This window comes from Ruegeria sp. K5, assembly GCF_056531805.1.
Map to the genome: position 1 here is coordinate 589427 of NZ_JBQFML010000001.1, position 23433 is coordinate 612859.

At 59.8% G+C, this 23433-nt stretch carries 21 protein-coding genes and 1 tRNA gene; 14 read left to right on the forward strand and 8 right to left on the reverse strand.

Translation table 11 applies throughout. The features are described from left to right. Positions 1-118 precede the first annotated feature (118 nt). On the forward strand, positions 119-553 hold the full coding sequence (locus tag ACR0MO_RS03015) for a potassium channel family protein (RefSeq protein ID WP_170621838.1): 435 nt from the start codon (positions 119-121) through the stop codon (positions 551-553). On the opposite strand, the gene cls is transcribed toward ACR0MO_RS03015, so the two are convergent. The 3 genes from cls to ACR0MO_RS03030 all read right to left on the reverse strand — a co-directional run bounded on the left by cls (position 550) and on the right by ACR0MO_RS03030 (position 4638). After that, positions 550-1962: a cardiolipin synthase gene (gene cls, locus ACR0MO_RS03020; RefSeq protein WP_170621837.1), complete on the reverse strand. Its 1413-nt coding sequence runs from the start codon at positions 1960-1962 to the stop codon at positions 550-552. The two genes, ACR0MO_RS03015 and cls, sit on opposite strands and share 4 nt — an antisense overlap. Before the next feature lie 24 nt (positions 1963-1986). Next, positions 1987-2961: an HAD family hydrolase gene (locus ACR0MO_RS03025; RefSeq protein ID WP_480889668.1), complete on the reverse strand. Its 975-nt coding sequence runs from the start codon at positions 2959-2961 to the stop codon at positions 1987-1989. A gap of 66 nt (positions 2962-3027) precedes the next feature. Continuing rightward, complete coding sequence (locus ACR0MO_RS03030) at positions 3028-4638, reverse strand: arylsulfatase (protein WP_480889670.1); 1611 nt, start codon at positions 4636-4638, stop codon at positions 3028-3030. A gap of 224 nt (positions 4639-4862) precedes the next feature. Between ACR0MO_RS03030 and ACR0MO_RS03035 the strand changes: the two genes are divergently transcribed. Beyond that, on the forward strand, positions 4863-5513 hold the full coding sequence (locus ACR0MO_RS03035; protein ID WP_480889673.1) for a Crp/Fnr family transcriptional regulator: 651 nt from the start codon (positions 4863-4865) through the stop codon (positions 5511-5513). A 2-nt stretch (positions 5514-5515) separates the two neighbouring features. Here the strand turns inward: ACR0MO_RS03035 and ACR0MO_RS03040 are convergent, their stop codons facing one another. Continuing rightward, positions 5516-6586, reverse strand: a complete 1071-nt coding sequence (locus tag ACR0MO_RS03040) for an AI-2E family transporter (protein WP_480889675.1) — start codon at positions 6584-6586, stop codon at positions 5516-5518. Positions 6587-6748: 162 nt separating this feature from the next. Between ACR0MO_RS03040 and ACR0MO_RS03045 the strand changes: the two genes are divergently transcribed. From ACR0MO_RS03045 to ACR0MO_RS03055, 3 genes are all read left to right on the forward strand, one after another. Next, on the forward strand, positions 6749-7609 hold the full coding sequence (locus ACR0MO_RS03045; RefSeq protein WP_170450560.1) for a YihY/virulence factor BrkB family protein: 861 nt from the start codon (positions 6749-6751) through the stop codon (positions 7607-7609). Beyond that, the gene (locus tag ACR0MO_RS03050; RefSeq protein WP_480626028.1) at positions 7606-9507 is read left to right on the forward strand and encodes a cytochrome c3 family protein; all 1902 of its coding nucleotides are present in this window, start codon (positions 7606-7608) and stop codon (positions 9505-9507) included. The genes ACR0MO_RS03045 and ACR0MO_RS03050 overlap by 4 nt, the downstream gene beginning before the upstream one ends. 102 nt (positions 9508-9609) lie before the next feature. Continuing rightward, complete coding sequence (locus ACR0MO_RS03055; RefSeq protein WP_170450564.1) at positions 9610-9798, forward strand: hypothetical protein; 189 nt, start codon at positions 9610-9612, stop codon at positions 9796-9798. Between the two features lie 2 nt (positions 9799-9800). Here ACR0MO_RS03055 and ACR0MO_RS03060 read toward each other — a convergent pair whose 3' ends face one another. Both ACR0MO_RS03060 and ACR0MO_RS03065 read right to left on the reverse strand, forming a co-directional pair. Next, positions 9801-10517: an RlmE family RNA methyltransferase gene (locus ACR0MO_RS03060; protein WP_170450566.1), complete on the reverse strand. Its 717-nt coding sequence runs from the start codon at positions 10515-10517 to the stop codon at positions 9801-9803. Next, entirely contained in the window at positions 10517-11629 is a 1113-nt protein-coding gene (locus ACR0MO_RS03065; RefSeq protein WP_170518736.1) for a Ppx/GppA phosphatase family protein, read from the reverse strand. The genes ACR0MO_RS03060 and ACR0MO_RS03065 overlap by 1 nt, the downstream gene beginning before the upstream one ends. A gap of 181 nt (positions 11630-11810) precedes the next feature. Here ACR0MO_RS03065 and ACR0MO_RS03070 point away from each other — a divergent pair, with 181 nt between their 5' ends. The 4 genes from ACR0MO_RS03070 to ACR0MO_RS03085 all read left to right on the forward strand — a co-directional run bounded on the left by ACR0MO_RS03070 (position 11811) and on the right by ACR0MO_RS03085 (position 16264). Continuing rightward, entirely contained in the window at positions 11811-13697 is a 1887-nt protein-coding gene (locus ACR0MO_RS03070; RefSeq protein ID WP_170621832.1) for a PhoX family protein, read from the forward strand. A gap of 246 nt (positions 13698-13943) precedes the next feature. Next, positions 13944-14240: a virulence factor gene (locus ACR0MO_RS03075; RefSeq protein WP_170373668.1), complete on the forward strand. Its 297-nt coding sequence runs from the start codon at positions 13944-13946 to the stop codon at positions 14238-14240. Between the two features lie 26 nt (positions 14241-14266). Further along, positions 14267-15193 carry a methylenetetrahydrofolate reductase gene (locus ACR0MO_RS03080; protein WP_170450572.1) on the forward strand — a complete coding sequence of 309 codons (927 nt, stop codon included), beginning with the start codon at positions 14267-14269 and terminating at the stop codon, positions 15191-15193. A gap of 9 nt (positions 15194-15202) precedes the next feature. Then, complete coding sequence (locus tag ACR0MO_RS03085; protein ID WP_480581082.1) at positions 15203-16264, forward strand: methyltetrahydrofolate cobalamin methyltransferase; 1062 nt, start codon at positions 15203-15205, stop codon at positions 16262-16264. Between the two features lie 53 nt (positions 16265-16317). On the opposite strand, the gene ACR0MO_RS03090 is transcribed toward ACR0MO_RS03085, so the two are convergent. Beyond that, on the reverse strand, positions 16318-16809 hold the full coding sequence (locus ACR0MO_RS03090) for a winged helix-turn-helix transcriptional regulator (protein WP_480889678.1): 492 nt from the start codon (positions 16807-16809) through the stop codon (positions 16318-16320). 85 nt (positions 16810-16894) lie between these two features. On the opposite strand from ACR0MO_RS03090, the gene ACR0MO_RS03095 reads away from it, so the two are divergent. The 3 genes from ACR0MO_RS03095 (at position 16895) to ACR0MO_RS03105 (ending at position 18376) form a co-directional block, all read left to right on the forward strand. Further along, the gene (locus ACR0MO_RS03095) at positions 16895-17272 is read left to right on the forward strand and encodes a VOC family protein (protein WP_170621831.1); all 378 of its coding nucleotides are present in this window, start codon (positions 16895-16897) and stop codon (positions 17270-17272) included. Between the two features lie 132 nt (positions 17273-17404). After that, positions 17405-18232: a polyphosphate kinase 2 family protein gene (locus tag ACR0MO_RS03100; protein ID WP_480581089.1), complete on the forward strand. Its 828-nt coding sequence runs from the start codon at positions 17405-17407 to the stop codon at positions 18230-18232. A 70-nt stretch (positions 18233-18302) separates the two neighbouring features. Further along, positions 18303-18376: transfer RNA gene (locus tag ACR0MO_RS03105), tRNA-Gly, on the forward strand. 103 nt (positions 18377-18479) lie between these two features. On the opposite strand, the gene ACR0MO_RS03110 is transcribed toward ACR0MO_RS03105, so the two are convergent. Further along, the gene (locus ACR0MO_RS03110; RefSeq protein WP_480889681.1) at positions 18480-20528 is read right to left on the reverse strand and encodes an ASKHA domain-containing protein; all 2049 of its coding nucleotides are present in this window, start codon (positions 20526-20528) and stop codon (positions 18480-18482) included. 215 nt (positions 20529-20743) lie between these two features. Here ACR0MO_RS03110 and guaB point away from each other — a divergent pair, with 215 nt between their 5' ends. Together guaB and ACR0MO_RS03120 are read left to right on the forward strand one after the other, a co-directional pair. Continuing rightward, a complete protein-coding gene (guaB, locus tag ACR0MO_RS03115) occupies positions 20744-22192 on the forward strand; it encodes an IMP dehydrogenase (RefSeq protein ID WP_170450584.1) in 1449 nt (482 codons plus the stop codon). 82 nt (positions 22193-22274) lie between these two features. Further along, entirely contained in the window at positions 22275-23432 is a 1158-nt protein-coding gene (locus tag ACR0MO_RS03120) for an RsmB/NOP family class I SAM-dependent RNA methyltransferase (protein WP_480889683.1), read from the forward strand. Position 23433 lies beyond the last annotated feature (1 nt).

Consider the following 23433-nt stretch of genomic DNA (forward strand, 5'->3'; position numbering starts at 1 on the left):
GACCGACCCCCGGTGCGTTTCGCCGCAGGGGCAAAATCCGCCAACCGGGCTTGTGCCAAGGCGCGGCACGGGCCATTCTGGCTGACAGAGTCATGGCTGCAATTCAGGGTGAAAAAACATGAGCTTGCTGCACCAGATTGTATGGGGCAGTGCCTTTCTGGGGCTCTGCTTTGTGGTCGAGATCTTTTTGCTGACCTGGTGCACAATCGTCATCATGAGGATGGAGCCGAAATGGTCCAAAAGCGGGCTTTTTCTGGCGACTGCTGCACCGATTGCAGTGGCTTTGGTGTTCATTGTCCTGACACACACCATTCAGGTCTGGATCTGGGCGGTTGTTTGGGTCCTGCTTGAGGTGCTGCCCGACTGGAACACGGCCCTTTATTTCTCGTTGGTCACATTCACCACGCTGGGCTATGGCGACATCGTTTTGGGCGAGGCGTTGCGAATTTTCGGCTCGTTCGCGTCAGTCGCGGGGCTTTTGGCCTTTGGCCTGTCCACCGCCTATATGGTGGCCCTGATGACCCGCGTGTTTCAGGAACGGTTCTTTTCCTAAAGGATGGGCGCAAACAGCCGGGCCAGCGGTGCCCCGAACCGGATATGGGCCGGTTGTTGTTGCAAAGACCGGGTGAGTTCATAGCAGTTCTCGAAATCCGCCAGCAGCATCCGTTCAACGGCTTGCGTTGCCCTTTGATCGAAGAACAGGGCCATCGCTTCAAAATTCAGGCGGAAGGAACGGTTGTCCAGATTTGTTGTTCCAACCGCGGCCAGCGTGTCATCAACGACAAACACCTTCTGGTGCATGAACCCGTCGGTATAACGAAACACCCGCGCGCCGCAGTCGCGAACCTCATCGAAATAGGCGAAAGCGGCCAGCCAGGGCAGGCGGTGATCGATCATGTCGGGTACCAGGATTCGCACATCGACGGCACGCATCGCCGCGTGTTGCAGGGCGGTCATGATGTCGATATCGGGCACGAAGTAGGGTGAGGCGATCCACAGCCGTTCCTTCGCCTCGGCGATGGCGGAAAAGAACAGCATCGCCCCGGTTTCGGTATCGTCTCCGGGCCCGGTTGCGACCAGCAGGGCGTTCATATCCTGCTCGGACTCGGTTCCGGCCCAATCCACTTCGTCGATCAGGTCTTCGTCGCGGGCCCAATGCCAATCCTCGGTGAAGATAAGTTGCAGCTGCCGGACGATATGCCCGGTCATCTTGATATGCGTGTCGCGCCAATGGCCAAAATGCTTGCTTTGGCCAAGATACTCGACCCCGACATTATGCCCGCCGATAAACCCGATCTCGCCGTCGATCACCACGGTCTTGCGGTGGTTGCGGTAGTTGAGTTGGAAACGGAAATTCGGCCCGCGCTGATCTTTGGGATTGGCTACGTCGATCCCGGCAGTCTGCATGGTCTCAAGATACTCGGTCGGCAGCCCGTAACTGCCCACAGCATCGGTCATGAACCGGACATGCACGCCGCGTTTTGCGGCAGCGATCAACTTTTGCTGCAGTTTCAGACCCAGATCATCGGCGCGTACGATGTAGAACTGGATTAGGATGTAGTTTTTGGCCGCATCGATGGCGTCAAAGATCGCATCAAACGTGGCTTGCCCGTCGATCAGCAACTCGGCCCCGTTGCCGCGCGACACCGGGAGGTGCGCCAGAAACTCGAACGGGCGGGGGTTGATCGACATCGTGGACGGGTCGGGCTTGGAATAATCCGCAAAGCTTTTGATGCCTTCGACCACACGCTCGCTTTCCTGTCGTGCGATGCGATAGCCGCGAAACCGGTGGTGGCCCAGAAACAGGTACATAGGCACCGCAAAGAACGGGGCCGAGACCAGAAAGACCACCCAACCCACCGCACCTTGCGGGGTTCGGGCGGTCTGCGCGGCGCGAACGGAAAACACGACCGCCGTTACGTACAGGGCAAAAACGGCGGTCGAAACAAGCAGTGTCCACATAAGGTTCCAGGATCCGGGTGGTTTTTAGTTCGCCCCAGTGTAGACGCGAGACCAGTCCTGCGCCATATCCACGATCACCCATCCCATATCTGGGCCTTTGGCCAACCCATCGACCAGCTTGCCAATTGGGCTTTCGCGGTCATAAGCCCATTCGCGGTCTGCATCCGTGTGATGAATCAGGACACCCAATCTGGGCCCTTCGCCTGCGGTAACCCACTCCATCATCGCGAAATCCCCGTCCGAGTTTCCACCCGCAAGGATCGGTCGCTTGCCGATGGTGCGTTCGATATTGATCGGCTTTCCTTCCTTGTCATCAATGAAAGCGATGCCCGGCGTCTTGACCACGGTGGGCACGCCATCGACATGGTCGAAACTGGTATTGCCGTAGGTGCCCAACACCTGATGAGGGGGAATGCCATAGGCATCTTCGGCAAAGACCCGCATGAAATGGATGCCGCCGCCGGAGACGATATAGGTGGTGAACCCTTCGTCACGCAGATAACGCAGCAGCTCGACCATCGGCTGATAGGTCATTTGATCGTAAGGCAAGTCAGTATCCGGGTGGCGCGCCGTTTCCAGCCATTGGGCCACGGCGGCCTGAAACTCGGTAACGCTGGTGCCGGAATGCGAGGCATTGACGACCTCGATCAGCGCGTCATGACCGCCTTGCAGGATCGTGGCCAGATCGCCTTCGGCGGCGGCCTTCAGGGCAGGCGTTGTCAGGATCGACGGATCCCGCTCGGCCATGTCCGCAAGGCGATCCATGGCAAAAATGAACTGAAAATAGACGGGCTGTTCTGCCCAAAGTGTGCCGTCATTGTCGAACACGGCAATCCGGTCGGATGGGGTGACATAGGCGGGGCCATCCGGATCGGTCACGCCCTCGACAAAGTTGATAATCCGGGTGCGGGCATCGGTATCCTGCCAGCTTGGCAGCGGGTCAGCCTGTGCCATCAGGGGCAGGGCAAGCGCGGACACAACAGCGGTCAATCGCAGCATGAGAATTACTCCGTTCAATAAAGGAAGGGCCGCCATCATCGGCGGCCCCCTGAGTGGCAAGCGAACTTAATTGCCTGTCGGTGTGCTGAGCTTTTCCATCACCTGATCCAGGCTGAAGCTGGCGGCTTTCTGGCGTGGTGGGAATTCCTGGAAGGTGCTCAGGAAGTTGCCCACATATTGCTGCGCCGGCACCAGGAAATACGCCCGGTCGAGGATCCAGTCGTAATAGGTGTTCGAGGTGCGATAGCCACGCTCGTAGGGGTCGCGGCGCAGGTTGACGATGATCGGCACGCGCAGTTCGGTGAACGGCTCCATCCACGCACGGAAGGTTGCCCATGCTTTCTGCTCAAGGAAGATCAGTTTCCAGTCGTCAAAGCGCAACGCCGACAGATCGCCATCGTCGGTGAAGTAAAAGATCTCGCGACGGGGGCTTTCCGTGGTCTCACCGGTCAGCAGGGGCAGGATGTTGTAGCCATCCAGATGCACCTTATAGTCACGGCCCATCGCGGGCGAGGAATAGCCTGCTTTCAGCTTGTCCTTGATCTCGGGGTCACCGGCAACGGCCAGATAGGTCGGCAGCCAGTCCATGTGATGCACGATTTCGTTGTTGACGGAACCGGCCTCGATCCGTCCGGGCCAGCGCACCATCGAAGGCACGCGCCAGCCGCCTTCCCAGTTGGTGTTCTTCTCACCCCAGAACGGGGTCGAGGCGGCGTCGGGCCAGGTATTGTAGTGGGGTCCGTTGTCGGTCGAGTAATGCACGATGGTGTTGTCGGCGATGCCAAGTTCGTCCAACAGGTCAAGCAACTGGCCCACATGCACGTCATGTTCGATCATGCCAGCGGTGTATTCGTCCGCCGGACCGCCAAAGATCTCATTGGCCTGCTGCCGCATCTCGTCTTTCACATGGGTGCGGAAGTGCATCCGCGTCCCGTTCCACCAGACATAGAACGGCGTCCCGTTGGCGTTGGCTTCGCGAATGAACTCAACAGCGGCTTCCAGCGTTTCCTCGTCCACCGTCTCCATCCGCTTGCGGGTCAGGGGACCTGTGTCCTGAATCTCGCCCCCGGCGGAGGAGCGGATTACGCCGCGCGGACCATAGGCTTCGCGAAAGGTGCGTCCGTCAGGCAGGATCGCATCACCGGGATAGTCTTCGTGTTCGGGTTCTTCTTCGGCGTTCAGGTGGTAGAGGTTGCCGAAAAACTCATCAAATCCGTGGTTTGTGGGCAGATGTTCATCCCGGTCGCCCAGATGGTTCTTGCCGAACTGACCGGTGACATAGCCATGGTCTTTCAAAAGGCCAGCAATGGTGGGGTCTTCGACCTGCATGCCTTCTTTTGCGCCGGGCAGACCGACCTTGGACAGGCCGGTGCGGAAAACCGATTGCCCCATGATGTAAGACGATCGACCGGCGGTGCAGGACTGTTCACCATAATAATCGGTGAAAATCATGCCTTCTTTGGCGACACGGTCGATATTGGGCGTGCGATACCCCATCAACCCCATCGTATAGGCCGAGATATTGGATTGGCCAATATCGTCACCCCAGATGACCAGAATGTTGGGCTTTTGATCCTGCGCCCAGGCGGGCAGGGCCAAAAGCACCGAAAGCGCACCGACGGCTGCGCGGCGTATCCCAGTACGCCAGTGTTCCACCAATTGAATAGAAGGTCGCATGTCTTGCTCCTGAATTTGCGGGCAGAACCGCCCGAGAGAATATTTTGTGCTTTAACGTCGAGAGCCGGATCGACTACTCTGCGGATAGCTGTAAACGTCCTGTTCAAGCCCAGCTTGCGCAGGAATCGCTTGGCACTAAATTAGGCCAACAGCATGGGCCAAAACTTATCACATGATGATTTTCAAATATACCGATGTTAAAAAACACACCTGATCTCAAGCCGTTGCAAGATTCAAATTGGCTGCAAACCCGGTCTGCCGGGTTCCGAAAGGCGTTGATGGCCTGCGCCGTGCACCGCAGGTATGAGGTCGGAGAGGCGCTGTATAACCACGGTGATCCGGCAGACGGCATTCATGGCGTGCTGGACGGCGGTGTCAGGCTGACCACCCCTGCAGATGACGGGCAGGAGTTCGTTCTGCATCAGGAAGGGCGTGGGTTCTGGGTCGGTGATTTGGCCCTGTTTGCTAACGCGCACCGGCTGGTTGGGGTGGTCGCGACAAAGCACACCGAAGCCTTGTTTTTTCCGTCGGCCATGCTGGACAGGATGGTGCAGCAAAACCCGGAATACCTGCGCGATTTTTATGTGTTGTCGCATGAGAACATGCAAAAAGCCCTGCGGATCATTGCCAACCTTGGCGTAACGGGTACGGAAAAGCGTCTGATCCTGAGGTTGCTGCATCTTGAGGAGGTTGCCGCAGACGCCGATGGCTGGCTACAGGTCTCGCAAGAGGAACTGGCCGCGATGATCGCCGTATCCCCGCCGACGCTGCACAGAACGCTGCAACGGCTGATCAAACAGGGCCTGATTGTTGGCGGCTATGGGCGCCTCAAGCTGCAGGACCGTCCCGCGCTGATCGCGCTTTGCCAAAGCTGAGGTCAGGGCTGATCATCCCCCAATCGCCCGTCCAGCGACATCAAGATGGCCACCGGGCGCAAGGCGGGGATGTGGCTGAATACGATCAGGATACAAACGGTTAGCGGTACGCTCAGGAACGCTCCGATCAGGCCCCAGACGGTGGTCCAGAACATCAGGGCCAGAACGACCAGAAACGTGGACATGTTCAGCGACCGGCCCAGCATCGCCGGGTCTACGAAATTGCCGATCAGGAACTGGATGGTGCCGCAGCCCAGAACCACCACCAGAAACGGGCCGATGCTTTCGAATTGCACAAGCGCGATCATGGCCGGGAAGACCACGGCAATAATCGACCCTATTGAAGGGATGAAGTTCAGCGCAAAGGTCAGAACCGCCCAAGTCTCGGCATACTCCAGTCCGAGGATGCGGAAGACGGTGTAACTGATGCCCGCCGTGATCAGGCTGATCAGGGTTTTAACCCCGACATAGCGCTGCAGGCTGAATGAAATTGCGTCCAGCATCGCAGAAAACTCTTTGCCGGTGTCGGGGTTGCCTGCGGCCAGTTGGATTTTCTTGCGAAAGGCCAGTCGTTCGGCCATCAGGAATGCGACATAGAGGCTGATCAGAAAGAACTGATTTAGCAGCGAGGTCGCGCTGCCCAGCAACAGCCGCGCCAGATAAGACATGTCGATACTGACCAGATTGTCGCGAATGAAGGTCGTGACGTCACTGCCCACCAGCCCCGCCACGCGGTTCACCGCGTCGTCGAACTGGGTTTCATACGTGTTGATGCTGCGGGCGAACTGTGTCGCCTGACTGCCCAGAATATACATGATCATGAACAAACCGGCCAAAACCACAGTTACTCCGGCAATATTGGCCAGCCAGACGGGGGCTCGGGTCACCGCAATGACCCGGTCGCTGAGCGCGATGATCAGAACATTGATCAACAGGGCCATCGTCAACGGAATCAGAAAAGCGGCACCCGCATACAGCCCCAAAACAACCAGAGCTGCGATGATACAACTGTCGCGTACCACGGACAGGCTGGGGCGATAGCGATCTTTCGGGCTGTTTGGATCAAGGGTCATTCGCAAACCTGAACTATGATAGGGCGGGCGCATGCAAAGCGGGTCGGGTTGTCCTGATCCTGCACAGCCGGGTAAGTTTATGCAATGCAGTCAGTTATTTATATATCGGGATTTACGACTTCCCGGGTTCTACCGGGGCTGCGGGCGGGCTAGGGTTTCAGAATGTCGCAACCATCGATTCTACTATCCGGCCGTCTGATCAAAGCGCTGTTTCTGGCGTTTCGGCGGTTCAGCGAGAAAAACGGCTTTGTCATGAGCAGCCATGTCGCCATGTCGATGATGATGGCGTTGTTTCCGTTTGTACTGTTCACCGTGGCGCTGGCAGGGACGTTGTCGCAAGGCTATGTGACGGACGAGTTGATCGACCTGATTTTCGGCGCGTGGCCGCAGGATGTGGCTGGCCCGATTGTGTCCGAACTGCGGGCGGTTCTTCAGGGGTCAAGCTCGGGCGTGATCACGATCGGCGGTTTGCTGGCGGTGTATTTTGCTTCGAACGGGGTGGCGGCGGTGCGGGCTGCGATGAATCAGGCCTATCACGACCGGGACAGCTGGCCGTTCTGGAAGACGAGGCTGCTGTGTATCGTTTTGGTCATTCTGGGCGGGGCCGCCATTCTGATCGTCGCTGCGGTCGAGGTCGTGCTGCCCGTCTACACAACGCTGGTGTCCAAGCATACGGACGTGGATGTCTCGACTTGGCTTTCGGTGGACCGGCTGCGCTGGACCTTTACCGTGGCCGTGCCGGTGGCGACCATACTGCTGGCGCATCTTGTTCTGCCGACGCGGCGCCACCGGGTGATGCAGATCCTTCCGGGCGTGGTGCTGACCCTGCTGCTGTTGGGCGGCGGCGGCTGGGCCTTTTCGATCTATATCGCCCAATTCGCCAGCTACAGCGCCACCTATGCCGGTCTGGCCGGGGCCATGGCCGCCCTGATCTTCCTGTACCTTTGCGCAGCGATCCTGATCCTGGGCGCGGAATATAACGGCGCGCTGATGGACCTGCATAGCGAGGATGACAGCGCATGAAGTGGCTCGCCTTTGCGGTTTCCGTGTTGATATCCGGGATCGCCTACGCTCAGACCCCATCATATGTTGGATCCGAGCAATGCGCCGATTGTCATACCGAAGAAACAGCCGCCTGGGCCCAATCCCATCACGCATTGGCCTGGACCGGGGTTGAAGACGGGGCGCTGGTCGCGGATTTTGCTGGCACGGTGTTTGAACATGACGGCATGTCGGTCCGCTTCGGTTATCGTGGTGCGACGCCTTATGCGGATGTGACCGAGAAAGATGGCGTAACGACCAGCTATGACGTGCATTCCATCGTCGGTGTCGAGCCTTTGCAGCAATATCTGTTCGAAACCGAACCCGGACGATTGCAAAGCTTTGATGTGGTCTGGGACACCGAAAACAAGCGCTGGTTCCACCTCTATCCCGATCAGGATCTGCCGCCGGATGACGGGCTGCACTGGACCGGGCCGTATAAGAATTGGAACGCACGCTGCGCCGAATGCCACGCCACAGGATTCGAAAAGAACTATGACGTGCAAAGCCGAGCCTATCAGTCCCGTCAGGTCGAAATCGGTGTCGGGTGCGAGGCCTGCCATGGTCCGGGCTCGGCGCATATCGACTGGGTTGGCGGAAAATCGGTTGCAAAAGGTCTAAGTGCCTCTGGCTTTCTGATGTCATGGGGCAGGGGCCAGACCGAGGCGGAAATCCAGCAATGCGCCGGGTGCCATTCCCGGCGCGAGGCGCATGAGCAAGGCAACCCTCTGCCCGGCACGCCCTATCACGATGCCTATAATCTGGCCCTGCTGCGGCCCGGAACCTATCACCCGGACGGCCAGATTCTGGACGAGGTTTATGTTTACGGCTCGTTCCTGCAATCGAAGATGTACGCGCAGGGCGTTGGCTGTTTGAACTGCCACGAACCCCATAGCGCCGAGCTGCGGGCCGATGGCAATGGCGTTTGCACGCAATGCCATTCCCCGGCGGGCAACCCCGATTTTCCGACTTTGGCTCGCAAGGAATACGACACGCCTGCGCATCACCATCACCCCGAGGACAGCGCGGGTGCGCAATGCAAAACCTGTCATATGATCGAACGTGTCTATATGGGCGTCGATGGTCGCCGCGATCACAGTTTCCGCGTGCCGCGCCCGGATTTGGCGCTTGGACAGGACGCCTGCACCGATTGCCATGAGGATAGGGATCAGCCTTGGGCGGCTGCCCGGATTGAAGAATGGTTCCCGAATTCATCGCATCGCGGCCCGCATTTCGGATCGTCCTTTGCCCCGGCGATGGCGGGGCAGGCGGACAGTCCCGAAGGGTTGCTGGCCATTGCCCTCGATCCCGCACAGCCGGGCATCGTCCGGGCCACGGCAGCTTATCTTTTGCAACCGTTTGGCTCTGCAGACGTGGCAGAGGCGACAGTTGCGTTGTTGACGGATGCAGACCCGCTAATACGGGCCAATGCGGTCGCCTTGCAGCGACAGGCATCCCTCGTCGATCAGGTGCAACGGCTTGAACCGCTCTTGTCCGACCCGCTGCGCAATGTGCGTATATCAGCAGCGAAAGAGTTCCTGAACATTCCGCCCCAAGCCCTTACGCCGGATCAGCAGGCCCTGGTCGGGCAAGCGATGTCCGAATGGCAGGGCGTAATTGCCAACCGGCTGGATTTCCCCGAGACCCATATGGTGCTGGGCGGCATGGCGCTGACCTTCCGCAATGCACCTGCCGCCGAACGGGCGTTTCGCGAGGTTGTCACGCTTGATCCGCAACGGGCCGAGGCCTGGCCGATGCTTGTGCAACTGGCGCAGATCAACCGGGGGGCGGATGCAGCACGTGAGGTAGTGAAAGAAGGCCTAGGGCGCATACCGGATGACCCAAACCTGCAAGAATTGTCCAGACAAATCGGGCCATAACATTGGCATCTGCCTGCCCGTATCGCGCCATTTTCCCGGCAAATTCTGACGTTAACCCTTAGATCGAGGGTGTCGGGCTAAGGCGTAGTCAAAGGTGACAATATGTCAGAGCATTCAAAGAAACTGCCCATTCCACGAGGGAAATGGGTCTCGCTTGACCAGCGGATCGCGCAGTTGCGCGAGCAAAAGCCGGTTGATCTGAACCACGGAGAGGGCCTGATGCTGCAAGGCATCGCAACCGCATCGCTGAGAGAGCAGCGTTTGCCCGGCCAGATCTCGCTGGAAGATTAAGTTCAGCCGCGAAACCCGGTTGCCACCACGAATTTTTCGGAACTGTCTGAACGCGATGCGGGCGGTTTGACGTTGGCAACCTTGTCGAATTTCTGCTTCAACAGCTTCTGCAAATCGCCCTCGGCCCCTCCGGCCAGAACCTTGGCAACAAACGTGCCGCCTTCTTCCAGAACGTCAAAGGCGAAATAAGCCGCCGTTTCGCACAGCGCCATGATCCGCAGATGGTCAGTCTGTTTATGGCCCGACGAGGCGGCGGCCATGTCCGACATCACCACATCGGCCTTGCCGCCCAACCAGTCTTTGACCTTTTGATCGGCGTCATCTTCCATGAAATCCAGCACATGCGCTGTGGCTCCGGCCACCGGTTCAACCTCTTGCAGGTCAACGCCCAGAACCGTTCCGATCCGCTTGCCACTTTTCTCGCCCAGCGCGTTCACCCTTTTGACGGCCACTTGCAGCCAGCCGCCGGGCGCGCAGCCCAGATCAACCACACGGGCACCGGGTACCAGGAAGCGGAATTTCTCGTCCAGTTCCAATATCTTGAACGCCGCGCGCCCGCGATAGCCCTCGGCCTGCGCGCGTTTCACATAGGGGTCATTCAACTGCCGCTCGAGCCAGCGGGTCGAGCTGAGCTTGCGCCCGCGCGCAGTCTTCACCTTGACCTTCAGGTCGCGTTGCCCACGGCCTGAAGTGTTTTTGCCACTCGGTGTCTTCGCCATCAGAACGGTCCGTCTTCCAATACACCGTCCGCACTCATCTGCGCATAAAGCAGACCCTCGCGCAGCCCCCGGTCCGCCACGGAAAGGCGGTCGGTGGGCCAGCATCTAAGCAGCGCCTGCAAAATGGCCGAGCCGGACATGATCAGGGCCTGCCGGTCATCCCCGATCCGGGGGTCGCGGCGGCGCCCGTGAGGGCCGAGTTCTAAATACCCGCGTATGACTTTGTCAATCTGATCGCTGGTCATGCGCAGACCGTCCACCTTGGTCCGGTCATAACGTTTCAGCCCCAGATGGGACGCCGCAACTGTGGTCACAGTGCCGCTGGTGCCGACGATCTGAAACCCGGCGCGGGCCTGTTCGTCCTTGTAGGGGGCGAAATCGGCCAGATTTTCTTCGAAAAACCAACTCATCAGGGCGAAACGGGCCGAGTCATCCTCGACATCGTTGAACTGATCGCGCAGCGTGGCGACGCCCAAGGGAACGCTGATCCAATCCACCACCTTGGCGGCGGGAAACGGGCTGTCGGCAGTGTGGAACCCATTGTGGAGGCGCATGATTGCCGCCGGACGGTCGCGGCGCGGAACCGAGGAAATGTCGATCCAAACCAACTCGGTCGAGCCTCCGCCTATGTCGACGACCAGTAATTGCTCGGTCTTGGTCGAAACCAGCGGCGCGCAGGAAATGACAGCCAGACGCGCCTCTTCCTCGGGCTGGATGATCTCAAGCGTCAGGCCGGTTTCGCGCTTCACCTGACGGATGAAATCGCGCGAATTCTTGGCGCGGCGGCACGCTTCGGTGGCGACCAAACGCATGCGTTTGACCTTGTTGCGTTTCAGCTTTTGCTGACAGATGCGCAGCGCCTGAACGGTGCGCGACATCGAGGCCCGGGACAGCCGCCCGGTCCGTTCCAGACCCGCGCCCAACTGCACGGATTTGGAGAAACTGTCGACCACATGGAACCCGCTACCCTTGGGTTGGGCTATCAACATGCGGCAGCTATTTGTCCCCAGATCCAGCGCGGCATACAGCGCATCTGGATCGGGTCTTGCCGGCGCGGGGCTTTCGACCGCCTTCGGGAACGCGCCCGCACCTTTGGGACGCTTGGGCGCCATTCGTCACGCCCTCCGATTTTCGAGTTAATTTGACCCTAGGCGGGGGATCGCCGACGCGCAAGTGATTTCAATTTTGAATTTAACGTGAGTGTCACACAGCGTTCATACTGGAATGCGATCCCCGCGCGGGATCCCCGATACGGGATTCTCTACCAGCTTTCAGCCAGATACGGAGATTGCCATGAAAGACGAACGCACCCTGTCCTTTGATGAATACGATGAGGTCGTAAACCCACGTCCCGAAGAATGTGAATTTGATCGCGTGGTCGAACGCGCCTTGTCGCGTCGCGGATTCCTGGGCGGCGTTCTGGCCATGGGCAGCTTCACCGCCGTTGGTGGCGCGCTTATTCCTTCTGGCGCGCGCGCAGCGGCGGACCGGTTCTCGTTCGAGGCGATCCCTGTATCCACCGCAGACGACGTGATCGTACCGCCGGGCTACAAGGCCGAGGTCATGGTCCGTTGGGGCGACCCGCTGTGGTCTGATGCGCCCGAATTCGATCACGCGACCCGTGGGACGGCTGCCAGTCAGGAGCGCGCCTTTGGCGACAATACCGATGGTCAGGACGTGTTCTATCACGACGGGCACGTGTTGCTGGTGGTAAACAACGAATACACCAACCGCGACATTCTGTGGGGCAACAACCCCGATGCCAAAGCAGCCTCGGACGACGACGTCGCCAAGGGCATGATGGCCCACGGCGTGACCGTGGTTGAGATCGCCAACACCGACGGTACATGGGGCATCGTCAAGGACAGCCCGTATAACCGCCGCATCACGCCGCAGACCGATATGACGATCACCGGCCCCGCAGCTGCTCATGATTTGATGAAAACCGCTGCTGATCCGACCGGGACCACGTCGAAAGGCACCTGGAACAACTGCGGCAACGGTATGACCCCGTGGGGCACGTACCTGGCCTGCGAAGAGAACTTCAACGGCTACTTCTCGGCAGAAGACGAAAACCACGAGGTCAGCGCTGAGTTGAAGCGCTATGGCGTCTCGGCCAGCGACTGGGGCTATGGCTGGGCCAAGATCGACGACCGTTTTGATGTGTCGAAAAACCCAAACGAGCCGAACCGCGCCGGTTATGTGGTTGAGATCGACCCGACCGATCCCAACTCGACCCCGCGCAAACTGACCGCCCTGGGCCGATTCAAGCATGAAAACGCCGAAGCGGTCGTTAACAATGATGGTCGTGTTGTCGTGTATATGGGCGATGATGAACGCGGCGAGTTCCTGTATCGCTTTGTCTCGGACGGCGTCTATGCCGCTGGCGTGGACACCAACGCCCTGCTGGAAAACGGAACCCTGTCGGTCGCCAAGTTCAATGACGACGGCACCGGTGAGTGGCTGGATCTGACGCCCGAGACAACGGGTCTGGCCTCGCAAGCCGAGATCAGCATCCACACCCGTCAGGCAGGCTCCGCCGTTGGCGCGACCACCATGGACCGCCCGGAATGGGTTGCTGCCAACCCGAACGTGGCCGAGGTGTATTGCTGTCTGACCAACAACAAGAACCGGGGCGTCAAACCGAATGCCGGGGGTGACGACACCTCGGTCAACGGTCCCAACCCGCGCGAGGCCAACAATTACGGCCAGATCGTGCGGTGGCGCCCGGACGGTGGCGATCACACTGCCTCGGGCTTTGCTTGGGATCTATATGTTCTGGCGGGTAACCCCAATGTGCATCAGGATGCCTATGGTGGCTCGGACAACGTCAACGCCGACAATATGTTTAACTCGCCCGATGGTCTGAAATTCGACAGCAACGGCCTGCTGTGGATCCAAACCGACGGCAACTATGGCAACGAAGGCGATTTCGAAGGGCAGGGCAACAACCAGATGCTGGCAGGTGACCCGGTCACCGGTGAAATCCGCCGCTTCCTGGTTGGTCCGAACGAATGCGAAATCACCGGCCTCAGCTGGTCTCCGGATCGCCGCACCATGTTCGTGGGCATCCAGCACCCGGGCGAGGACGGCAACAGCCACTGGCCCGAAGGGGGCGATGCAGTGCCGCGTTCGGCGATCATCGCGGTGACTCGCGAAGATGGCGGGCTGGTGGGTTAACCCCTCTGGACCCTTAAAAACATGCCCCGGACGCGGTTTCCCGTCCGGGGCTTTTTGGTTTTATGAAGCGGTTTCATAGTGAATTGAGGATTATGATATGCGCAATTGCAGGGGCACTGTGTAAAAGCCCGGTACACCACCCTGGGCAAAAACGTCGTTTGGAAAGCGTTGGGTGTCGAAAATCGACTGACCCGAGCCCAGATTGAAGTTTAGAACCGCCCCATCGGGTTAGGAGGAATCACAGCAATGCCTGACGTCACCATCGTTTACTGGCGCGACATTCCCGCTCAGGTCATCGTCGGCAAGGGCCGTCGTGGGGCCAAGCGGCAGTTGGAAGAACGGTTCGAGCAAGCCATCGACCGGGCTGCCATGAAGGTGAACGCCAAGGACAGTGATGCCTATCTGGCCGAATGGCGCAAGGCCGAGCCTTTCGCGGTTGAGGGCGACCCGTCCGAGATTGCCGAGGCGCAGGCCGTGCGTCTGGAAACGGAATACGATCAGGACCGCATCAAAGCGCTGATCGCCAATGACGGTTGGGCATGAGCCCGAGACAGCTATGGGAGGCCGCAATGGCTTTGCTGAACTTCAAGAAACGTGATGCGGTCGAAAACGGGCCGGTGAATCCGACCGTCGAAGCCTTCTTGCAAGGCTATTCGATCGAGGTGATGCCCCGCACCGCCGAAAAGGTCGAAGATTTCCGCGCGCTGCTGCCAGAAGGCACCCGCGTCTACATCGCCCATATCGAGGGCACGCCCATCGAAGACATGGTCAAGACCGCCAAGCGTATCGCAGCCGAGGGCTATCCGGTCATGCCGCACTTCCCGGCGCGTATCATCAAGGACGCGGCGACGCTGGAGAACTGGATCTCCATGTATCAGGGCGAAGCGGGCGTCGAGCAAGCGCTGCTGCTGGCAGGTGGCGTTGCCAATCCGCATGGTGATTTTGACAGCTCGATGCAGTTGCTGGAATCCGGTCTGTTCGACAAGGCGGGTTTCAAGCGCCTGCATGTTGCCGGCCACCCCGAGGGCAACAAGGACATCGACCCGGACGGCTCGACCAAGAATGTTGACGACGCGCTGCGCTGGAAACAGAAGTTCAGCGAAACCACCGACGCGGAAATGGCTCTGGCCACCCAGTTTGCGTTTGACGCCAAGCCGATCATCGCATGGGCCGACAGCCTGAAAGAGGCGGGGATCGACATCCCGGTCCATATCGGTATCGCGGGCCCGGCCAAGCTGCAGACGCTGATCAAGTTTGCCATCGCCTGCGGTGTTGGCCCCTCGCTGAAGGTTCTGCAGAAACGCGCCATGGACGTGTCCAAGCTGCTGCTGCCCTATGAGCCGACCGATGTGATCACCGAACTGGCCAACCACAAAGCGGCCAACCCGGATTTCAACATCACCAACGTCCACTTCTTCCCGCTGGGCGGGATCAAGACCAACGCCAACTGGGCGATCAATAACGGCGGCGCTTCGGCAAAGCCTGCAAACTCCTAAGGAACGGATATGACCCGTACAGTCGTAGAATCAAAAACAAAAACTGCCGTTCTGGGCTTTGACGAACCGTTCTGCGTGATCGGCGAGCGGATCAACCCCACAGGCCGCAAGAAACTGGCGGCTGAACTGGAAGCGGGCGACTTTTCGACCGTGGAAAAAGACGCTCTGGCACAGGTTGCGGCAGGCGCGACCGTGTTGGATATCAACGCGGGCGTTGTCTACAACTCGAACCCCAACCCGAACGAGACCGAGCCGCCGCTGATGACCAAGATCGTCGAGCTGGTGCAGGGGCTGGTTGACGTGCCGCTGTGCATCGACTCGTCGGTTCCGGGTGCTTTGGAAGCCGGTCTTGAAGCGGCTGAAGGCCGCCCGCTGCTGAACTCGGTCACCGGCGAAGAAGAACGTCTAGAACTGGTTCTGCCGCTGGTCAAAAAGTACAATGTGCCGGTTGTGGCGATCTCGAACGACGATACTGGCATCTCGGAAGACCCTGATGTGCGCTTTGACGTCGCCAAAAAGATCGTTGAGCGTGCAGCCGATTTCGGCATTCCCGCACATGACATCGTGGTTGACCCGCTGGTCATGCCAATCGGCGCAATGGCAACAGCCGGTCAGCAGGTGTTCGCTCTGGTCCGTCGTCTGCGTGAGGAACTGGGTGTGAACACCACCTGTGGTGCGTCCAACATCTCATTCGGTCTGCCGAACCGTCACGGTATCAACAACGCCTTCCTGCCGATGGCTATGGGTGCTGGCATGACCTCGGCGATCATGAACCCGGTGGCTCTGCCGGTGACACAGAAGAAGATCGCCGAGAAGAAAGAGGCCGTTGCCGCCGCTGGCATCATCCTGCCCGAAGGCATGGATGATGAGACCTTCGTGCAGATGTTCGGTCTGGGTTCCACCCTGCCGCGCGCCGGTAAGGAAATGGAAGCCATCCGCGCCGCCAACCTGCTGACCAACAATGACCCGCATGGCGGCGAGTGGATCCGGTTCAACAAAGCGCCCGAAGCGCCCGGCGCTGAGGGCGAAGGCCGCGGACGCCGTGGTGGTGGCCGCCGCCGCCGCGCCTGATCCAAAGGCTATCGCAAATTTCAGAGGCCGGGCATTTGCCCGGCCTTTTTTCGTCAATGCCGAAGCCCGATGGCCCGGTTGATCTCGCCCCCGGTGTTCACTGCGCAATAGGTGGGGAAGGGTGCCCGAGCGGATAGATCGATATCCCGCTGGATCCACTCACGCTCTTCCAATTGGTGCAGGGCGGATGACAGGGCGCGATCGGTGACCGAGGCCAGCGTTGTTTTCATGGTCGAAAAGCGCTGCGGGGTTTCCGTCAACGCCAGTATCGGAACTGACCAACTGCGCCTCAGCAAGGTGAATTCGGTCTCATCAGGAACGGTCGCCACAATTCTGCTTGCGATCTCGGCGGCCTTCACGCCCTCTGCGGTCAATCTGAACTCGGGTCGCAGGGGGTGACCGTGACCCGGGTTTCTTTCCAACAGGCCCAATTGAAAAAGATGATCCAGACTGGCGGCAAAGGACGTCCGGCTTGCACTGGTCGCGGCAAGCAATGGGGCCTGACGGCCCGGAACCCCAGAATGCAGCGCTGCCAGAATGTTCAATGACCACGCCCTAGAGGTCAGCTTGACAAGTGTCGTAATGTCCATAAAGTATAGTTAATATAATTTCAGACAAAAGGAAAGCGCAATGGCCCTGATTTCTCTGGACAACACGATTACGCTCGCAATCTCGGTTCGTGATCGTCATGCAAGCGCGGAATGGTATGGCGATAAACTTGGCTTCGAATTGATCCACCACATTGACGAAGCCGGGTGGAGCGAAATGCAAACCAAGACCCAAGGCGTGACCCTTGGATTGGGTGAGCAGGCAGAACCAGCGCCGGGCAACACCGTGCCGGTATTCGGCGTGGCCGACATTGCAGCGGCCCGAACTGCGCTGGAAGAGGCCGGAGTGCGGTTCGATGGCGAAACCGAAACCATTGAAGGCATGGTCAGCACCGCAACATTCTACGACCCGGACAACAATGCCCTGATGTTGGCGCAGGATTTGACCACAGCCGGATAAGCACGTGTTTCAGAGGTAAGTCGGGAATACCCTCTGAGTGACCACCACACCTAACAGCCGCGCATTTCCTTGCAATATGGACCTGTTCCGGGAACAGTGACGACGGCGTCGGCTCGTAAAAAGGTGGTCACTATGTCCAAACATCACCCCCCGAAACTCTCGGACGCGGATCTGACCAGCAAGTTGGGAAAGAAGGACTATTTCGACCAGTTGATCGATCTGCAGGCCAAGCTGGCTATCGTTCAGCAGGCGTTTCTGTTTCATGGCCTGAAAGGCGTGATCGTCTTTGAAGGCTGGGACGCGGCGGGTAAGGGCGGCACGATCCGCCGGATCAGCCAAGCGCTGGATCCGCGCAGCTTCAAGGTCTGGCCCATCGGCGCGCCGCGCAATTACTATCTGAACCGCCACTACCTGTTGCGATTCTGGGAGCGTCTGCCGCCCTCGGGCGCAATCTCGGCCTTTGATCGCAGTTGGTACGGGCGCGTTCTGGTCGAACGGATCGAAAAATTGACGCCGGAACATCGCTGGCGCGCGGCTTATGACGAGATCAACGCCTTTGAACGGATGCTGACTGACGACGGCACACGGATCATCAAGCTGTTCTTCCACATCTCGCAGGATGAGCAGATGGAGCGATTCACCGAACGGCTCACAAATCCGCTGAAACGTTGGAAACTGACCTACGAAGATTTCCGAAACCGCGAAAAATGGGCCGAGACAGAGGTGGCAGTGGACGAGATGCTGGCCCGCACCTCGACCCAGAACGCGCCCTGGCACGTGATACCGGCAAACAACAAAAAATATGCGCGTATCAAAGCGATGCAGGTTATTGTTGATGCGTTTTCGAAGGATGTTGACCTGAACCCACGCCATCTGGACAGCGAAACCCTGGATGCCGCGTGCGAGGCGCTTGATGTCGATGAGACGCTGATCGAAAGCCTGCGCGCGCGGACCGAGTGAGTTTTGAGCCGAGCCGGGTGACAATCCCGCTTGAACCCCGGTTCCCGGTGGTGCTATCCACTTCCACGCGGCGGGTATGATGTAATGGTAGCCTGTCAGCTTCCCAAGCTGAACGCGCGGGTTCGATTCCCGCTACCCGCTCCAGAGTTTTCCCCATCGGACCAAAATACTGCCGTTCGCTGGTACACTTGCGCGCGGAGTCGCGACCTTAAATTCGAAGCAGATCGCGACCGTGGTCTTTTTGGGTTTACCCCCGGCGTCGGCGACGGCGGCCACCGCCTGTATCGGCGTCTGCGCCGCTCGTGTTAAAGCTGGGCGCGGGCAGGGTGACGACCTGACCGAGTTCCGGGAACGGGTCTATTTTGTGCGGGATGGCGTTGGCGGCGACGAAATGGTCCTGAAACTTCGGCTCGATGGCGGTTTCGATCTTGGTGATCTCGCGCACGACCCGTTCGATCTCGGCGCGCGATCCGATGTTGCAGAGCGCAATCCGCGCACCGGTGCCAGCCGCGTTGCCCGCGCTTGTGACCTTGTCCAGCGGCGCGTCCGGGATCATACCCAGAACCATTGCGTGTTTGGTCGAGATATGGGCGCCAAACGCGCCCGCCAGAACGACGCGATCCACGCGGTCGACCTCCATCTCGTCCATCAGCAAACGTGCACCGGCATAGAGCGCGGATTTGGCAAGCTGGATGGCGCGAATGTCGCCTTGGGTGACGGTGATGCGCGGGCCGCCCTCGGCGCTGGCGTCGTGGATAAGGTAAGCGTGGGTGCGGCCTTCGGGCACGCAGCGGGGGGTGCCGGTCTGCTCGGCCGACCCGATCAGGCCGCTTTCGTCCAGCAGCCCTGCAATGCGCATCTCGGCAACGGCTTCGATGATGCCGGACCCGCAGATGCCGGTGATGCCGGTGGTGCCGATGTCCTTGTCAAAGCCGTCCTCGTCGGACCACTTGTCCGACCCGATGATGCGGAACCGGGGTTCTTTTGTGACAGGATCAATCTCGATCCGTTCGATGGCACCGGGTGCGGCGCGCTGGCCGGAACTGATCTGAGCGCCCTCGAACGCAGGCCCGGTGGGCGAGGAACAGGCCAAAACGCGGCTGGTGTTGCCCAGCAGAATCTCGGCATTGGTGCCCACGTCGACGATCAGCACCAGATCCTCGGATTTGCCCGGCTCTTCCGACAGGGCCACGGCGGCGCAGTCCGCGCCCACATGGCCCGCGATGCAGGGCAGGATGTAGACCTGCGCGCGCGGGTTCATCGCGGTGAGGTCCATCTCTCGCGCGGGCAGGGACATGGATTCCGACGTCGCCAGCGCAAAGGGGGCCTGTCCCAGCTCGACCGGATCGAGGCCCAGCAGCAGGTGGTGCATGACCGGGTTGCAGACAAACACCGTCTCGACAATCAGCGCGGCGTCAATCCCGGCCTCCTCGGCGATCGAGGTGGTCAGGTCGTTGATCGCCTCGCGTACGGCCCTGGTCATCTCGGCATCGCCGCCGGGATTCATCATGGCGTAGGACACACGGCTCATCAGGTCTTCGCCGAACCGGATTTGCGGGTTCATCAGGCCCGAGGACGCCTTGACCTCGCCGGTTTCCAGATCGGTCAGATGCGCGGCGATTGTGGTCGAGCCGAGGTCGATGGCCAGACCATAGAGGCCGTGTTCATGCAGGCCGGGCCAGATCTCGACGATACGGCCCACCGTGTCCTTGTGGCCTTTGTGGACGGCGACCGTGACCTCCCATTTCCCTTTGCGTAGAACCGGTTGCAGCTTGGACATCAGCGACAGATCGGCGGTCACGGCGTCGATGTTCCACTGCTGGCGCAGGGCGCGTTCCAAGCGCTCCAGATCGCCGGTGGGGGAATGCATGTCGGGCTCTTCGACCACCACAAAATACAGGCGCGTCGCCGGGTCCATGGTGATGGCGCGCGCGGCGGCGGCCTTGCGGACGACCTGGCGGTGTACCTGGCTTTCGGGCGGGACGTCGATCACCACATCGCCCTGAACAGATGCCTGACAGCCCAGACGCCGACCGGGTTTCAAGCCGCGCTTGTCGTCGTAGCGCTGCTCAACCGCGTTCCATTCGCTTAGCGCGTCTTCGGATACGGTGACGCCATGCTTGGGAAACTCGCCATAGCTTGGCGTGATCTGGCATTTCGAACAGATACCGCGCCCGCCGCAGACCGAATCCAGATCGACGCCCAACTGGCGCGCTGCGGTCAGAATCGGGGTGCCGACGGGAAAGTGCCCGCGTTTGCCGGATGGGGTGAAGACGACAAGAGGGTCGGTGGTCATGAATGGCCTGCCTTTGTATTCGCGCGTATGCGGCGCAAGATATGAGTTTATGCGCAAAGGGAAAGGCCATTCAGCGGCAGGTTTTGATCAACCAGCGTCGTTTTGGGCGCGGCATTCCCCGACATTTGGCAACAACTTGGGGTCAGGGGCTTTTCCTTAGGGTTGATCCATGCAATAGGGTCACCGCCAAACGGGCTTTTGCATGGGGTGAACAGATGCAGATTCGTGAGGCGCTTACCTTTGATGACGTTCTCTTGGTGCCGGGGGCATCCTCGGTCTTGCCTGCAACGGCGGATACCAGCACGCGTGTGACGCGGCAGATCACCATGAACATCCCGCTGCTCAGCTCGGCCATGGACACGGTGACCGAGGCGCGCATGGCGATTGCGATGGCGCAGGCGGGTGGCATCGGGGTGATCCACAAGAACCTCTCGGTCGAGGAACAGGCCCGCGAAGTGCGCCGGGTCAAGCGGTTCGAATCGGGGATCGTCTACAACCCGGTCACGCTGCGCGCGGATCAGACGCTGGCTGACGCGCAGGCGCTGGTGCAGCGGTATAATTTCACCGGTTTTCCTGTGGTGGACGATCAGGGCCGTGTTGTTGGCATCGTGACCAACCGCGATATGCGCTTTGCGACCTCGGACGACACGCCGATCCACGCGATGATGACCTCGGACAATCTGGCGATGCTGCAAGAGCCTGCGGATCTGGAAGAGGCCAAAAGCCTGATGCGCGCTCGCCGGATCGAGAAACTTCTGGTTGTCGATGGTGAAGGCAAGCTGACCGGACTGTTGACGCTGAAAGACACCGAACAGGCGGTCCTGAACCCAACTGCCTGTAAAGACACCCTTGGACGTCTGCGCGTCGCGGCAGCAACCTCGGTTGGCGATGCCGGATTTGAACGGTCCGAGTTGCTGGTCGATTCGGGTGTGGACATCATTGTTGTCGACACCGCCCATGGCCATTCGCAAGGCGTTTTGGATGCGGTGAAACGGGCCAAGACCCTGTCGAATGAGGTTCAGATCATCGCAGGCAACGTGGCCACGGCGGATGCGACCAAGGCGCTGATCGATGCGGGGGCGGATGCGATCAAGGTTGGCATTGGGCCGGGATCGATCTGTACCACCCGGATGGTGGCTGGTGTTGGCGTGCCTCAGCTGACCGCGATCATGGATTGTGCGGCTGCCGCCGGGGACGTTCCGGTGATTGCCGATGGCGGCATCAAGTTCTCGGGCGATTTTGCCAAGGCGATTGCGGCGGGTGCGTCCTGCGCCATGGTTGGTTCGATGATCGCAGGGACAGACGAAAGCCCGGGCGAGGTGATCTTGTATCAGGGCCGTTCGTTCAAATCCTATCGTGGCATGGGCAGCCTGGGCGCGATGGCGCGTGGGTCTGCGGACCGGTATTTCCAGAAGGACGCCGCCAATGACAAGCTGGTGCCTGAAGGGATCGAGGGGCAGGTGCCCTACAAAGGCTCGGCCAGCGCGGTTGTTCACCAATTGGTCGGTGGTCTGCGGGCGGCCATGGGCTATACCGGCTGTGGCACGGTCGAAGAGATGCGCAAGAACTGCAATTTCGTTAAGATCACCGGGGCCGGTTTGAAGGAAAGCCATGTGCATGACGTTCAGATCACGCGTGAAAGCCCCAACTACAGGGTGATGTGATCCGGTATTTGGATGCAGACGGCACCCTTTAGCGGGTGCCGTTTTGCATTTGCGCCGCGCGTAACAGGAAACGGAATAGGCAATGACACCTGCAGCCCGCATTCAGGCCTCGATTGAAATTCTGGATCAGATTTTGGATGGCGCGCCGGTTGAAAAGGCCTTGACCGGCTGGGCCCGGCGCAGCCGGTTTGCCGGGTCAAAAGATCGCGCGGCGGTTCGGGATCATGTATTTGATGCCCTGCGCTGCAAGCGGTCCTTTGCCGCGCTTGGCGGCGCATGCACCGGGCGCGGGCTTATGATCGGGGCAATCCGTGCAAAAGATGGCGATGTGGACACCCTGTTCACTGGCGATCGACATGCCCCTGCACCTGTTCAATCCTCCGAGACTGCGCGCGCGGTCACGACGGATGCGGAACGTTTTGACATCCCAGAGTGGCTCTGGCCTCGGTTCTCGGCTTCGCTTGGAGATGACGCCATAGCGGCGGCTGAGGCTTTGCAAAACCGGGCTCCGGTGCATCTGCGGGTAAACCTTCTGAAGGCCGACTTGCCCCTTGCCACGGAACGCCTGAAGGCCGACGGCATAACCGCTCACCCGCTGGGGATCTGCCCAACGGCTTTGGAGGTAACCGAAGGCGCGCGCAAGATTGCGCAGAGCCGGGCCTATCTCGACGGTCTGGTCGAGCTGCAGGACGCCGCGAGCCAGGCGGTCGTCGCGGCGCTGGACATGCGGTCGGGCCAGCGGGTTCTGGATTATTGCACCGGCGGCGGTGGGAAGGCTTTGGCCTTGGCCGCGCATCAAGGGGTCGAGGTCTTTGCGCATGACGTCAATGCCGCGCGGATGCGGGACCTGCCCAACCGGGCCGAGCGCGCCGGGGCCAAAGTGACGTTGGTAACGTCAGACGAGTTGGCCCGACACCAGCCGTTTGACATCGTTCTGGCCGACGCGCCGTGTTCAGGCAGTGGCTCATGGCGGCGCGCGCCTGCGGGTAAATGGGCGCTCACCGAAACGCGATTGCAAGAACTGACCATCATTCAGGCGGATATTCTGGTCACGATTGCGCCTTTGGTCCGGGACGGTGGCGTACTGGCTTACGCGACCTGTTCGATGTTGGATAGCGAGAACGCAGACGTTGTTGACGCGTTCCTGAATGCAAACCCGGAATGGCATGAACATCTGCGCAAATCGTGGCGAGTGGCACACGGCACGGATGGATTCTTTACGGCACACTTGACGTGGTAGC

Coding starts and splice junctions, on each gene's coding strand:
- ACR0MO_RS03015 (WP_170621838.1), top strand. CDS start 119: ATGAGCTTGCTGCACCAGATTGTATGGGGCAGTGCCTTTCTGGGGCTC.
- ACR0MO_RS03095 (WP_170621831.1), top strand. CDS start 16,895: ATGGCCCTGATTTCTCTGGACAACACGATTACGCTCGCAATCTCGGTT.
- ACR0MO_RS03030 (WP_480889670.1), bottom strand. CDS start 4,638: ATGCGACCTTCTATTCAATTGGTGGAACACTGGCGTACTGGGATACGC.
- ACR0MO_RS03050 (WP_480626028.1), top strand. CDS start 7,606: ATGAAGTGGCTCGCCTTTGCGGTTTCCGTGTTGATATCCGGGATCGCC.
- guaB (WP_170450584.1), top strand. CDS start 20,744: ATGCAGATTCGTGAGGCGCTTACCTTTGATGACGTTCTCTTGGTGCCG.
- ACR0MO_RS03040 (WP_480889675.1), bottom strand. CDS start 6,586: ATGACCCTTGATCCAAACAGCCCGAAAGATCGCTATCGCCCCAGCCTG.
- ACR0MO_RS03080 (WP_170450572.1), top strand. CDS start 14,267: ATGGCTTTGCTGAACTTCAAGAAACGTGATGCGGTCGAAAACGGGCCG.
- ACR0MO_RS03060 (WP_170450566.1), bottom strand. CDS start 10,517: ATGGCGAAGACACCGAGTGGCAAAAACACTTCAGGCCGTGGGCAACGC.
- cls (WP_170621837.1), bottom strand. CDS start 1,962: ATGTGGACACTGCTTGTTTCGACCGCCGTTTTTGCCCTGTACGTAACG.
- ACR0MO_RS03065 (WP_170518736.1), bottom strand. CDS start 11,629: ATGGCGCCCAAGCGTCCCAAAGGTGCGGGCGCGTTCCCGAAGGCGGTC.
- ACR0MO_RS03120 (WP_480889683.1), top strand. CDS start 22,275: ATGACACCTGCAGCCCGCATTCAGGCCTCGATTGAAATTCTGGATCAG.
- ACR0MO_RS03110 (WP_480889681.1), bottom strand. CDS start 20,528: ATGACCACCGACCCTCTTGTCGTCTTCACCCCATCCGGCAAACGCGGG.
- ACR0MO_RS03070 (WP_170621832.1), top strand. CDS start 11,811: ATGAAAGACGAACGCACCCTGTCCTTTGATGAATACGATGAGGTCGTA.
- ACR0MO_RS03025 (WP_480889668.1), bottom strand. CDS start 2,961: ATGCTGCGATTGACCGCTGTTGTGTCCGCGCTTGCCCTGCCCCTGATG.
- ACR0MO_RS03045 (WP_170450560.1), top strand. CDS start 6,749: ATGTCGCAACCATCGATTCTACTATCCGGCCGTCTGATCAAAGCGCTG.
- ACR0MO_RS03075 (WP_170373668.1), top strand. CDS start 13,944: ATGCCTGACGTCACCATCGTTTACTGGCGCGACATTCCCGCTCAGGTC.
- ACR0MO_RS03085 (WP_480581082.1), top strand. CDS start 15,203: ATGACCCGTACAGTCGTAGAATCAAAAACAAAAACTGCCGTTCTGGGC.
- ACR0MO_RS03055 (WP_170450564.1), top strand. CDS start 9,610: ATGTCAGAGCATTCAAAGAAACTGCCCATTCCACGAGGGAAATGGGTC.
- ACR0MO_RS03100 (WP_480581089.1), top strand. CDS start 17,405: ATGTCCAAACATCACCCCCCGAAACTCTCGGACGCGGATCTGACCAGC.